The following is an 11,829-nucleotide window of genomic DNA, read 5'->3' as shown; positions in this document are numbered from 1 at the left end:
CCCTCTCCCCACGGGAGAAGGAGAAAGGCAGAGCGTATATGTCAGTTCCCTCTCCCTTCAGGGTAAGGAAGAAAAGCGAGCACAATCGGTTCCCTCTCCCTGCGGGAGAGGGTTAGGGAGAGGGGATCTCCCACACGTTAACCCAAAACCATTGTACTCAACCGGCAGGTGCAGCAGCGCCGCCCCTGTTCGTCGAACACCACGATTTCCCAGCTTTGCGTTTGCTTGCCTAAGTGGAGCGGCTGGCACACGCCGCGCACTTTGCCCTGGGATACCGCGCGGTGGTGCGTGGCGTTCAGCTCAGTGCCGACGACGCACTGGCCTTCGCGGGTCATCAGGTAACCCGCCATCGAACCAAGCGTCTCCGCCAGCGCCGCGGATGCGCCGCCGTGCAGCAGGCCAAACGGCTGATGCGTGCGGGCGTCGACGGGCATTTCGGCTTCCAGCGTATCGTCGCCCAGGCGGGTATAGACGATGCCGAGATGGGCCACCATCGTCGCCTCGCTGGTGGCATTCAGGGCATCAAGCGTTAAATGACGAATCCAGATCATCACGCCCCCAGCGTTGAGCCGCCGTCCACCACGATGTCCTGCAACGTGATGTGGCTGGAGGAGTCGGAAGCGAGAAACAGAATGGTGCTCGCAATTTCCTGCGGACGGGCAATTTTACCGAGTGGAATGCCAAGCTTGAACTGCTCGCCACACCCACGAATGCGCTGCTGCTCCGCGTCGTCGCTGACCCACAGCGTGCGCTGCATGTCGGTATCCGTTGAACCCGGCGACACCAGGTTACAGCGCACGCCGCTTGCCGCCAGCTCCAGTCCGACGGTCAGCGCCAGGCTTTTCAGCGCCGCCTTCGAAGCGCCATAAGCGCTCATGCCAATACGCGGCGCATGCGCCGCATCCGACGCGACGGTCACAATCGCCCCGCCCTGCTGCGCACGGAACTTCGCCATCGTCTGCTGGAACAGATTGAACGCGCCGCCCACGTTGACGGCAAACGTCTGCTGCCAGTCGATAAGGCTCAGCTCGTCCGTAGCGCCCATGCGCAAAATCCCGGCAGCATTCACCAGCACATCGAGACGCGTTAAATCCTGTAACAGCGGGGCGCAAACCAGCAGCACCTGCTGAGTATCCGCCACGTCCATCTCTACCGTAGTAAACGGGTAGTCCGACTTGTTGAAAGCCAGATCGAAACCGGTGACGTTCGCCCCTGCCTCAACGAACGCCAGCGCCGTAGCATAGCCGATGCCTTTTCCCGCGCCCGTCACCCAGACGGTTTTGCCGTGAAAATCGAATCCGGCCATCACTTCACCTCGCGGGAGAGCAGCGCCCACCAGGCGTCGAGGGTTGGATTTTTTGCCAGCATCACGAAATCAATGTCGCCATGCACTTTGCGCCAGCGCGCCGCCAGCGCCATCATCCGCACCGAATCCAGGCCGTAGTCAATCAGGTTTTCGTCATCGAGCGGTTCGTCAGACTCATCCAGCAGCGGCAGGATAACCGCCCGCAGCGCTGCTTTGGAGGCAGGCAGCGGCAGCAGTTCTTCGGTCATCGCCACGCGCCCGGAGCGGCCAGCCACGTATTTCAGCGACATTAAATGTTCTTCGCGGCTGAAATCGGCCAGCGCATCCGCCACGAAGAACGGTTTGATATCGCGCATAAACGCATCTGTTGCCGTGGTCATGCAGCCGATGTGCGCATAGACGCCAGTAATGATCAGTTGGTCACGCCCGGTTTCCTTGAGCATCTCCTCCAGCGGCGAGCGGTGAAACGCGCTGTAGCGCCACTTCACCAGCACGGTATCCGCCTCGTCCGGCGCGAGCGCGGCAATCACGCGCTGCTGCTCCGGCGATTTGGTCAGACCTGGTCCCCACATGTCGTTCAGCAGCGCCCGGTCTTCATCACTCTGCTCTTTCGGCTGTGCGGTGTAGTACACGGGAATGTTGTGCTTTTTGGCAAAGTCGCGCAGGGCTTTGATGTTTGCCACTACGGTCGCCATCATCTCGCTGTTCTCGCCCCAGAAGTTGAGGAAATACTCCTGCATATCGTGGATCAGCAGCGCCGCGCGCGCGGGTTCGAATGCCCAGTCGACTTTGTTGGCCGGAATATCTGCGGCGGTTGGCAGCGCGTAGGCCTGCAGTTTTGGAATTGCCATACTCTTCTCCTTCAGGCCAGGGCGCGATCGGCGATCCACTGACGCAATTGTTTTTTATCGACTTTCCCGACCGGCGTCAGCGGCAGTGCGTCCACGCACTCCACGCGATCCGGCAGTTTAAATTCAGCTACGCCCTGCTCACGCAGGAAGCGGCGCACGGCCACGGCCCGCAGCGGTTCTTTCACCACCAGGTATGCGCAGCTTTTCTCGCCGAGCAGACTGTCTTCCATGCTCACGAGTGCGGCATGGACCACCGCTTCGTGTCGCAGCAGCAGGTTTTCAATTTCTTCCGCCGCGATCTTTTCGCCGCCGCGATTGATCTGATCTTTCTCACGCCCCTGAACGGTGATGTAGCCGTCCTCGTCGATGGAGATCAGATCGCCCGAGCCGTAAAAGCCGTTGGCGTCAAAGGCGCTGGCATTGTGCTGTGGGCTTTTGTAATAGCCGCGGAAGGTGTACGGCCCACGGGTCATCAGTCGCCCGACTTCGCCGCGCGGCAGTGGGTTACCGTCGGCATCCGCCACCCAGACTTCATCGTCCGGTGACATCGGGCAGCCCTGAGTGTTAATGATGCGCTCAGCCGAATCGTCCAGACGGGTGTAGTTCACCAGCCCTTCCGCCATGCCAAAGACCTGCTGAAGCTGACAGCCAATTTCTGCCGGAATACGGGCCGCGAGCGTGGCGGAGAGGCGTGCGCCGCCCACCTGCAACAAAGTGAGTGAGGCCAGCTGGGCGTTGCTGCCGCAGGCCTGGATTTCCTGTAACCACAGGCTCACCGCAGGCGGGACCAGGGCGGCAACCGTAATCTGATGCTGTTCGATAAGCGGGAAGCAGAGCGTGGCGCTCGGGTCAGCAGCTAACACCACGCTGCCACCTGCGAGGAACACACCGAGCGCGCCCGGTGAACTCATGGCGTAGTTGTGCGCGGCGGGCAAAGCGCAGAGGTAGCGCGTGCGTTCGTTGAAGTGGCAGATCTCATTGCTGCGACGAATGCTGTAGGAGTAATCGTTATGGGTGCGAGGGATAAGCTTCGGCGTGCCCGTACTGCCGCCGGAAAGCTGGAAGAAGGCCACTTCTCCGGCATCCGTTGGCGACGGCACAAAGTTATCTGCCGGGGCTGCCATCGCCGCCGCCAGGCTGTGCTCACCACCTTCATTGTTCAGCAGCACCACGCGCACCGAGCGGTGCTCATCAACAAAAGCGTTGAGGAAGCTATCGTCGGCAAACAGCGCATGAGCGCGGTCTGCAATCAGCAGTGTCGGTTCAATCTGCGCGGCGTAGGCGTGAAGCTCACTGCGCTGATGGCTGAACAGCGCATTTACCGGCGCGACGCCGATGCGCAGCAGCGCAAACAGCGTGACGTAAAACTCCGTCACGTTGCCCAGGTGCACCAGCGCGGTTTCGCCCGTTTTCAGCCCCTGGCGCTGCAAAGAGGACGCAAGGTTATCCACGAGTCTGTTCAGTTCGCGATAGCTGAACTGGCGATCGCCATCAATGACCGCCACCGCGTCGCTGTCCGCGTGGCGCGTTAGCATGTCGGTCAGCGGCAGATCCTGCCAGTAGCCCTTTTCACGGTATCGGGCCGCGAGGTCGTCCGGCCATGGCGTAAAAGCAACGCTCATCATCACTCCTTAATTGAGGCCAAATACGTTCAGCATGGTGGTCAGCTTGACGCCGGTTTCACGCCATTCGCCGAGCGGCGATGAAGCAGGCACAATGCCCGCCCCGGCAAACAGGCGGATGTGGTTGGCGCGTACTTTTGCGCAGCGGATAGTCACCACCCACTCACCATTGCCTTCCGCGTCGCACCAGCCAACGATGCCGCCGAACAGCTCGCGGTCGAACGGCTCGAGTTCGGCAATCAGACGCTTCGCCACGTCGTGCGGGAACCCGCTCAGCGCAGGCGTTGGATGCAGCAGGCAGGCCAGTGACAATGCGTTCTCGCCCGCTTTCGCCTCGCCTTCAATTGGCGTCGCCAGATGCCAGAGCGTTGGCGTGGTAATGAGCTGCGGGGAGGACGGCAAAGAGAGTGAATCACTGCGCGGCGTCAGTACGCTCTTCATCGCCTGAGTCACCAGGTCGTGCTCATGGCGGTCTTTCTGCGAGGCCAGCAGGCGGTTGCCCGCTTCCCGGTCCAGCACGCTGTCCGGCTGACGACGGGCGGAACCCGCGAGCGGCAGTGAACTGAAGTGCGGGCCGTCTTTGCGTAGCAGCAGCTCAGGACTGGCACCGAGAAGCACCCCGCCGTCCGGCAGCGGCACGTGGAAGTTAAAGCTTGCCGGGTTCTGCGCAATGAGGCGCTCCAGCAGCGCACCGGTATCCACGTTAGTATCAGTGGTGAGCTCAATGAGGCGCGAGAGCACCACTTTATCCACTTCCGGCGTGGCGGTCAGCGTCGCGGCGCGTTCCACCATCGCCATAAACACATCCTGCTCAGGAATTTCCTGACGCGCCTGCACCTGCATCGGCTTCAGGCTGGCGGCGTAAGGCGCAGAGTGCTGCCTTGCCGTGCGGGAGAAGGTTTCGCTGTGCTGTGGAATAAACAGCGCGGAAGGCTGCGTGGTATCAAACGGGATGGCGCCAACCAGCAGAGGACGCTGGATGCCAGCGGCTTTGGCGTCGGCAAAGGCTTTCGCGAGGGTTTGTTGAAACTCACCCGCTAAATCGTCCCCGCCTTCTACCGGCTGCGAAATGCTGCGGAAGCAGCCCGTGGTGGTGAAACTGCGGTACGGCGACATAAAGAAAAAGCTGTCGGGAGACAGCGTTGGTGCGATTTCCTGCACGGCCTCAGCCAGTGACGTTTCCATATCATCCTCCAAAACGATAAAGATATTAAGAATAATTATCATTTATATTTTGGTTCGGTAAGCTAAAAGTAAAACTGCTCCTTGTCAACTTCAGACGCATCATCCGACTTGCATCTGAAGAGCAGTGAAGTGAAAATGAGATTCATTAACATCCACTAAACAGGACTTTGACGTCGTGAAATTCCCCGCTTTATTCCGCAACACCCTGCTTGTCAGCGGGCTTTGCCTTTTAGGATTATCCTCAGCTTACGCTGCCGACTGGCCACGGGACGTCACCGATAGCCGCGGCGCGCATCAGCTTGAACACAAGCCGCTGCGCATTGTTTCCACCAGTGTCACCCTCACCGGTTCACTGCTGGCAATTGATGCGCCGGTTATCGCCAGTGGGGCAACCACGCCAAACAACCGCGTCGCGGATGGCCAGGGTTTTCTGCGCCAGTGGGGCGATATTGCTAAGCAGCGTCACGTCGCCCGGCTGTACATCGGTGAGCCAAATGCCGAAGCCGTTGCGGCACAAATGCCTGACCTGATCCTTATCAGCGCCACCGGCGGCGATTCCGCACTGGCGCTTTACGATCAGCTCTCGACCATCGCGCCGACGCTTATCATCAACTATGACTCCCAGAGCTGGCAGAGCCTGCTGACGCAGCTGGGTCAAATTACCGGTCAGGAGAAGCAGGCGGCTCAGCGCATCGCCGAATTTGACAGCCAGATGGCGAAGGTTAAGCAACAGATGAAGCTGCCGCCGCAGCCGGTCAGCGCGCTGGTTTACACCGCCGCCGCCCACAGCGCCAACCTGTGGACGCCAGAGTCCGCGCAGGGCAAATTGCTCGAACAGCTCGGCTTCACCCTCGCTCCTCTGCCTGCCGGGCTGCACACCAGCCAGAGCCAGGGAAAACGTCACGACATTATTCAGCTTGGCGGCGAAAACCTGGCGACGGGCCTGAACGGGAAGTCGCTGTTTGTTTTCGCGGGTGATCAGAAGGACACCGACGCCATCGAAGCCAATCCGCTGCTGTCGCACCTTGAAGCGGTGCAAAACAAGCGCGTTTATGCGCTGGGTACCGAAACCTTCCGTCTCGACTATTACAGCGCGATGCGGGTGCTGGAGCGGCTTGGGAAGCTTTTCGGCTAAGTCTGTGCATCCCCTCTCCCTGACCCTCTCCCGTGGGGAGAGGGAACTATTTCGTGCAGCGTTTTACCTTGCTCCCTCCCTCGGCGTGAGAGAAACTAATTAGTGCAGCGTTTTGACTTTCTCCCTCTCACTTACGGAGAGGGAAACGTTTCGTGCTGACTTTGATTTTCTCCCTCTCCCTTTGGGAGAGGGCCGGGGAGAGGGTAACAACCAAATTTATGTCCGGACCTCTTCCACCTGCACCGGAGCCTGACGGAACCGGCGCAGCTCGCCCAGCAACACCACCAGCGCCACGCCGATTGCGGCCAATACCCAGCCGCTCATGCTTGCCGCCGCTGCTGGTGTCAGCATCGCGCCAACGCCGCCGAGCAGCGCAGCGCCAATTGCATCGCCCGTGACGTTTTGTGCGGTCCACAGGCCGTTAATTCGCCCAAGCATCACTTCCGGGGTTTGCGTCTGAATCAGGGTGTACTGCAGCAGCGAACTTATCGCACTCAGCCAGCCAAACAGCGCCAGGCACAGCGCTCCCAGGGCCCAGGCGGGCATCAGGCTGAACACGCCTATGGCGATAAAGGATCCGACAGTGCAGAGCAACATGATTTGCCCTGGCTTCTCGCTGCGGGCCAGGTTGCCGCTCGTCAGTGCGCCAAAGGCTGCGCCGAGTGGGATCGCCGCGTACAGCAGGCCGATTTGCGCCGCCGACATCTGCCACCCTGCCGCCAGCGCCGGATAGAGCACGCGCACCGCGCTTGCCATCGTCAACAGACCGCCGAGCAGCGCAATGCCGCCAATCAGCGGATTGCTGAACAGGAAGCGCAGCCCCGCCATCAGCGACGTAAACGGATGTTCGCGCGGCTGTGGCGGAGGTGGAAGCTGCGGCAAACGCAGGAGAGTCAGCGTAGTGATAAAAGTGCCAATGGCCGCCAGCAGGTAGTTCCAGGCGAAGCCACCGCTCGCCAGCAGCAGGCCGCCGACCATCGGTGAAATCACCGAACCCAGGCGTACCGTCAGCATGGTGATCGCCCCGGCCTGCATCAGGTTTTCACGCCCGACCAGCACAGGCGTCGCCGCCAGTAACGCAGTCACGCCAATCGAAGCAAACAGCCCGTCCCAGACGCCAAGCAGGTAAATCGCCAGCAGCGATGGCTCCGGCAGTAGCGCGTTCAACCACAGGCCGAGAAAGCCCAGACCGCAGGTCCCGCGCGCCAGAAGGATCAGCTTCTTGCGCTCAAAGCGGTCGGCCAGCACGCCGCCGAGCATCAGACCGATAAACATCGCCCCGCCGGTGAGCGTCACCGCCAGGCCGACGTGCCAGGTAGAGTGGGTCAGCGCCTGAATCTGAACCGGCACGGCAACGCCGAGCAGGCCAAGGGAGAGAATCGAGATAAAGCGGGCGATAAAGACGGCGCGAAACGCCGGGTGAGTCTTGAGCAGGCTGAGGTTCAACAGCCAGGATTGTCTTTGCATCACAGGGCCTTCAACGAACTTTCGGTACCATTTCCGTGGCCGCACATGCTAACATAGGCGAATAAGATCGAGAACGATAATTACTATCATTATCACATCATGGACGTTGCTATGTCGTTTTCTCCCGCCGCGCTGCGCCCCGTCGCCGTGCCCGGACTGCTCATTCTGCTCGTCGCTGCCTGTGCACTCAGCCTGCTGATTGGCGCGAAGCCGCTGCCGTTAAGCGTGGTCACAGATGCCCTGTCCGGCACCTGCCGCAGCGCAGATTGCACCATAATTCTGGATGCCCGCCTTCCGCGTACCCTCGCCGGGCTGCTGGCGGGTGGCGCGCTGGGGCTCGCAGGCGCGCTGATGCAAACCCTGACCCGCAACCCTCTCGCCGACCCCGGTATTCTTGGCGTAAACGCCGGTGCGAGCTTCGCTATCGTGCTGGGCGCAGCGCTGTTTGGCCTGACGCTGCCGCAGGAGCAGCTTCTTCTCGCCTTCTCTGGCGCACTCATTGCCTCTCTGCTCGTCGCCTTTACCGGCAGCCAGGGCGGTGGCCAGCTCAGCCCGGTTCGCCTGACGCTGGCGGGCGTCGCGCTTGGCGCGGTGCTGGAAGGGTTATCCAACGGCATCGCCCTGCTCAACCCCGATGTTTACGACCAGCTGCGCTTCTGGCAGGCCGGTTCGCTGGATATCCGCTCGCTGGAAACGCTGAAGGTGGTGCTGGGCCCGGTCACTATTGCCGCGGCGGTGGCGCTGGGTCTGAGCCGCTCGCTGAACAGCCTGAGCCTCGGCGCAGATACCGCCACCGCGCTCGGCAATAAAGTCGCACGCACGCAAATACTCGGTTTGCTGACCATCACCGTGCTGAGCGGCTGCGCCACTGCGCTGGTGGGGCCCATTGCCTTTATCGGTCTGATGATGCCTCACATTTCACGCTGGCTGGTCGGCGGCGATCACCGCTGGTCGCTGCCGGTCACGCTGATCGCCACCCCTGCCCTGCTGCTCTTTGCCGATATTGCCGGACGTCTGCTGGTGCCAGGCGAGCTGCGCGTGTCGGTAGTCAGCGCTTTCATCGGCGCGCCGGTGCTTATCTGGCTGGTTCGCCGCCAGCCGTCGCGCGGAGGTGCCGCATGACTGCGCCTTCTCGCCGCTTGCTGCTGAGCTGCGGATTCCTCACGCTAGCGTCTTTGTTCATTACCCTGTGGAGCCTGCGCAGCGGTGCGGTCACCCTGGACGTATCACAGGTAATTTCTGCCCTGACGGGCGATGCTCCGCGCAACGTAACGATGGTAGTCACCGAATGGCGGCTGCCGCGCGTGCTGATGGCGCTGTTGGTTGGCGCGTCCCTTGGCGTCAGCGGCGCGATTTTCCAGTCGCTGATGCGTAACCCGCTTGGCAGCCCGGACGTGATGGGCTTCAACACCGGGGCATGGAGCGGCGTGCTGGTGGCGATGGTGCTGTTCGGTCAGCATCAGACGGCAATTGCCTTCGCGGCGATGGCGGGCGGGATTGTCACTTCGCTGCTGGTCTGGCTGCTGGCGTGGCGCAACGGCATTGACACCTTCAGGCTGATCATTATCGGTATCGGCATCCGCGCGATGCTGATGGCCTTCAACACCTGGCTGCTGCTGCGCGCCACGCTGGAAACCGCCCAGTCGGCGGGGCTGTGGTTTGCCGGGTCGCTCAACGGCGTGACGTGGGCGAAGCTCTACCCGTCGGCGCCAATTCTGCTGGTCATGTTGGTTTGCTCTGCACTGCTCATCCGGCGGTTACGGCTGCTGGAGATGGGCGACGACAGCGCCTGTGCGTTAGGCGTTCGCGTTGAAAGCTCCCGCTTACTGCTGATGCTGGTTGCCGTGGTGCTCACGGCCGCCTCCACCGCGCTTGCCGGTCCCATTTCCTTCATCGCGCTGGTTGCCCCGCACATCGCCCGCCGCCTGAGCGGCACGGCACGCTGGGGCTTGACCCAATCTGCGCTGTGCGGCGCATTGCTGCTTGCGCTCGCAGATTTTGCCGCACAGCAGCTGTTTATACCTTACCTGCTTCCGGTGGGTGTGGTCACCGTCAGCCTCGGCGGTCTTTATCTTATTGCCCTGCTTATTCAGGAGTCCCGTAAAAAATGACCGCCCTTTCCTCCCGTCTTTACGGCGAACACCTGACGCTCGGCTACGGCAAAAAAATTATCGTCGAAGATCTTCACGTCGCCATTCCAGAGGGTCATTTCACCGCCATTATCGGACCCAACGGCTGCGGGAAATCAACGCTTCTGCGCGCGCTAAGCCGCCTGATGACGCCGCAGCACGGGCAAGTGTTGCTGGATGGCGAACACATTCAGCGCTTCAACAGCAAAGAAGTGGCCCGCCGCATTGGCCTGCTGGCGCAGAACGCCACGACGCCGGGCGACATCACCGTACAGGAGCTGGTGTCTCGCGGGCGCTATCCTCATCAGCCGCTGTTCACTCGCTGGCGCAAAGAGGATGACGACGCGGTCCACCGCGCCATGCAGGCAACGGGCGTGACGGAGCTTGCGAATCAGAGCGTGGACACGCTCTCCGGCGGCCAGCGCCAACGGGCCTGGATTGCAATGGTGTTGGCACAGGAAACGGCAATCATGCTGCTGGACGAGCCGACCACCTGGCTCGACATAAGCCACCAAATCGATCTGCTGGAGCTGCTGAGCGAACTCAATCGGGAGAAAGGTTATACCCTGGCTGCCGTGCTGCACGACCTTAACCAGGCCTGCCGTTATGCCACGCACCTGATCGCCCTGCGAGAAGGGAAAATCGTGGCTGAGGGCGCACCAAAAGAGATTGTGACGGCAGAGCTCATTGAAAAAATCTATGGCCTGCGCTGCCTGATCATTGAAGACCCGGTGGCGGGCACGCCGCTGGTAGTGCCGTTGGGGAGAAATGGCGGGTAACCTTATCCATTACAGGCGTTGTGTTTGCGGAGCACCATGATCCTTTTATTAAACTTCACTTAAGGAACTCCTGACAGAATAAAAACCCAGAAGACAATTTAATTAAAATGAAAACAACCAAAACTAAGATCAAAACCAGAATCTTAAATTCATAAACCACGGATAAACCCGATTTATTATCGATTGTTTTTCTCTGATACACCTTCCTGAACAAATCGTTCACTTTCAATTGAAACCACCCAATTCACCAAACATTAAAATCACTAATATAACAAGCAAAAAATAGTTAGCAGCAGAAGCAACACCAATTTAAAAAACATTCCAGCAATAAAATTAAAACAACAATAAAACAGCCAGCCTTACATTTTATTATGCATTTCCAATAAGCCCCCAAATAAAACCACAATTAATTTTCACGGCAAAATATAAAATTATTTTTAATTATTATATTTCAATCAGTTACCAAAAAATTGAATGGATTGAAAAAATAAATGTTCGCAGTATTATTCGCCACCGATATTGGACCAGCCCTGACATCAGGATTAATCCAGTTGCGCGGTATCAAAACCATGACATGGAGTGGACTGTAGCAATGTCGTCTGGCCTTCATTAATTCAGGCTAAACGCAGCGGGCATGATGCCAATACGAATGCACATCAATCACTTTGTTGATTATGCATTTAGCCTTTTCGACATCACATACCGGTTAATAAATAATGAGAAAAAATGTAATTGCAGTACTGATGATAGCTTCAGCTTTCTCCAGCGTGGTGCGTGCGGACCTCAGCAGCACAGACCAGAATATCGTCGATAATTATATTCTTAAGAATCCTTCAATCCCGTCCGATAAGATTCAGGCAATTCGCGGGATGGATAACCTGCAATCTATCGAAGATTATCTGAAAGGAAATACTTACTGGAATGGAACGAAAAATGTCGGCCTTCCCCTCTTAGATTTCTCTGATGATAAGCCAGTTGCGCCTCAGAACCCTTCTGAGACACAGCAGCAGGGAAACAGTACCCAGGTGCCTCAAAACCAACAAGAGATCGACGAACTCAATCTTCACAAGCAAGAGCAAATTGAACAAGCGGCCGAGAGGCAGCGCCAGGCCGATATACAGCAGGCCTTGCTCGACGCCCACAATCAGGAGCAAATCAATACGACTGTCGACAATAAGCTCCAGACCACGCAGGCGCTCGACAATAAACAAACGCAGGATATCGATCATAACGCGGCGACTATTGCCGACAACACAAAATATATCGGACAGGTTGAGCACGACGCTGACACGCGTGCCCAAAATCAGGAGCAGATTAATACTGCGGTCGATAATAAGCTCCAGGCCACGCAGGCG

Annotated in this window: 11 protein-coding genes; 5 read left to right on the top strand and 6 right to left on the bottom strand. The window is 58.9% G+C overall.

From position 1 onward, the window contains the following. Positions 1 to 137: 137 nt before the first annotated feature. The 5 genes from entH to entC are packed head-to-tail and all read right to left on the bottom strand — an operon-like array spanning position 138 to position 4,964. On the bottom strand, positions 138 to 551 hold the full coding sequence (gene entH, locus CRO87_RS22075) for a proofreading thioesterase EntH (protein WP_097165033.1): 414 nt from the start codon (positions 549 to 551) through the stop codon (positions 138 to 140). After that, the gene (gene entA, locus CRO87_RS22070) at positions 551 to 1,306 is read right to left on the bottom strand and encodes a 2,3-dihydro-2,3-dihydroxybenzoate dehydrogenase EntA (RefSeq protein WP_097165032.1); all 756 of its coding nucleotides are present in this window, start codon (positions 1,304 to 1,306) and stop codon (positions 551 to 553) included. Before entA ends, entH begins: the two co-directional genes overlap by 1 nt. Beyond that, the gene (locus CRO87_RS22065) at positions 1,306 to 2,157 is read right to left on the bottom strand and encodes an isochorismatase (protein ID WP_097165031.1); all 852 of its coding nucleotides are present in this window, start codon (positions 2,155 to 2,157) and stop codon (positions 1,306 to 1,308) included. The genes entA and CRO87_RS22065 overlap by 1 nt, the downstream gene beginning before the upstream one ends. A gap of 11 nt (positions 2,158 to 2,168) precedes the next feature. Continuing rightward, a complete protein-coding gene (entE, locus tag CRO87_RS22060; RefSeq protein WP_097165030.1) occupies positions 2,169 to 3,779 on the bottom strand; it encodes a (2,3-dihydroxybenzoyl)adenylate synthase EntE in 1,611 nt (536 codons plus the stop codon). A 9-nt stretch (positions 3,780 to 3,788) separates the two neighbouring features. Further along, on the bottom strand, positions 3,789 to 4,964 hold the full coding sequence (gene entC, locus CRO87_RS22055) for an isochorismate synthase EntC (protein WP_097165034.1): 1,176 nt from the start codon (positions 4,962 to 4,964) through the stop codon (positions 3,789 to 3,791). A 175-nt stretch (positions 4,965 to 5,139) separates the two neighbouring features. Here entC and fepB point away from each other — a divergent pair, with 175 nt between their 5' ends. Then, positions 5,140 to 6,099, top strand: coding sequence for a Fe2+-enterobactin ABC transporter substrate-binding protein (fepB, locus tag CRO87_RS22050; protein ID WP_097165029.1), 960 nt, complete (start codon positions 5,140 to 5,142; stop codon positions 6,097 to 6,099). A 216-nt stretch (positions 6,100 to 6,315) separates the two neighbouring features. Here fepB and entS read toward each other — a convergent pair whose 3' ends face one another. Then, on the bottom strand, positions 6,316 to 7,566 hold the full coding sequence (gene entS, locus CRO87_RS22045) for an enterobactin transporter EntS (RefSeq protein WP_097165028.1): 1,251 nt from the start codon (positions 7,564 to 7,566) through the stop codon (positions 6,316 to 6,318). A 111-nt stretch (positions 7,567 to 7,677) separates the two neighbouring features. Here entS and fepD point away from each other — a divergent pair, with 111 nt between their 5' ends. From fepD to CRO87_RS22025, 4 genes are all read left to right on the top strand, one after another. Next, complete coding sequence (gene fepD / locus CRO87_RS22040; RefSeq protein WP_097165027.1) at positions 7,678 to 8,688, top strand: Fe(3+)-siderophore ABC transporter permease; 1,011 nt, start codon at positions 7,678 to 7,680, stop codon at positions 8,686 to 8,688. Continuing rightward, entirely contained in the window at positions 8,685 to 9,677 is a 993-nt protein-coding gene (gene fepG / locus CRO87_RS22035) for an iron-enterobactin ABC transporter permease (protein ID WP_097165026.1), read from the top strand. The genes fepD and fepG overlap by 4 nt, the downstream gene beginning before the upstream one ends. Next, positions 9,674 to 10,474: an iron-enterobactin ABC transporter ATP-binding protein gene (gene fepC / locus CRO87_RS22030; protein ID WP_097165025.1), complete on the top strand. Its 801-nt coding sequence runs from the start codon at positions 9,674 to 9,676 to the stop codon at positions 10,472 to 10,474. Before fepG ends, fepC begins: the two co-directional genes overlap by 4 nt. A gap of 716 nt (positions 10,475 to 11,190) precedes the next feature. Further along, the coding region (locus CRO87_RS22025) for a hypothetical protein (RefSeq protein ID WP_141398730.1) at positions 11,191 to 11,829 on the top strand (639 nt) is incomplete at its 3' end.

It is taken from the genome of Enterobacter sp. CC120223-11 (assembly GCF_900215375.1).
GTDB lineage: Bacteria > Pseudomonadota > Gammaproteobacteria > Enterobacterales > Enterobacteriaceae > Scandinavium.
Note: the sequence above shows the minus strand (reverse complement) of the source record. Positions and strands in the feature narration are given on the sequence as shown.

Bases quoted from the DNA above. Each gene is read 5' to 3' on its own strand.
- entH (WP_097165033.1), bottom strand. From the start codon at position 551: ATGATCTGGATTCGTCATTTAACGCTTGATGCCCTGAATGCCACCAGC.
- entA (WP_097165032.1), bottom strand. From the start codon at position 1,306: ATGGCCGGATTCGATTTTCACGGCAAAACCGTCTGGGTGACGGGCGCG.
- CRO87_RS22065 (WP_097165031.1), bottom strand. From the start codon at position 2,157: ATGGCAATTCCAAAACTGCAGGCCTACGCGCTGCCAACCGCCGCAGAT.
- entE (WP_097165030.1), bottom strand. From the start codon at position 3,779: ATGAGCGTTGCTTTTACGCCATGGCCGGACGACCTCGCGGCCCGATAC.
- entC (WP_097165034.1), bottom strand. From the start codon at position 4,964: ATGGAAACGTCACTGGCTGAGGCCGTGCAGGAAATCGCACCAACGCTG.
- entS (WP_097165028.1), bottom strand. From the start codon at position 7,566: ATGCAAAGACAATCCTGGCTGTTGAACCTCAGCCTGCTCAAGACTCAC.
- fepD (WP_097165027.1), top strand. From the start codon at position 7,678: ATGTCGTTTTCTCCCGCCGCGCTGCGCCCCGTCGCCGTGCCCGGACTG.
- fepG (WP_097165026.1), top strand. From the start codon at position 8,685: ATGACTGCGCCTTCTCGCCGCTTGCTGCTGAGCTGCGGATTCCTCACG.
- fepC (WP_097165025.1), top strand. From the start codon at position 9,674: ATGACCGCCCTTTCCTCCCGTCTTTACGGCGAACACCTGACGCTCGGC.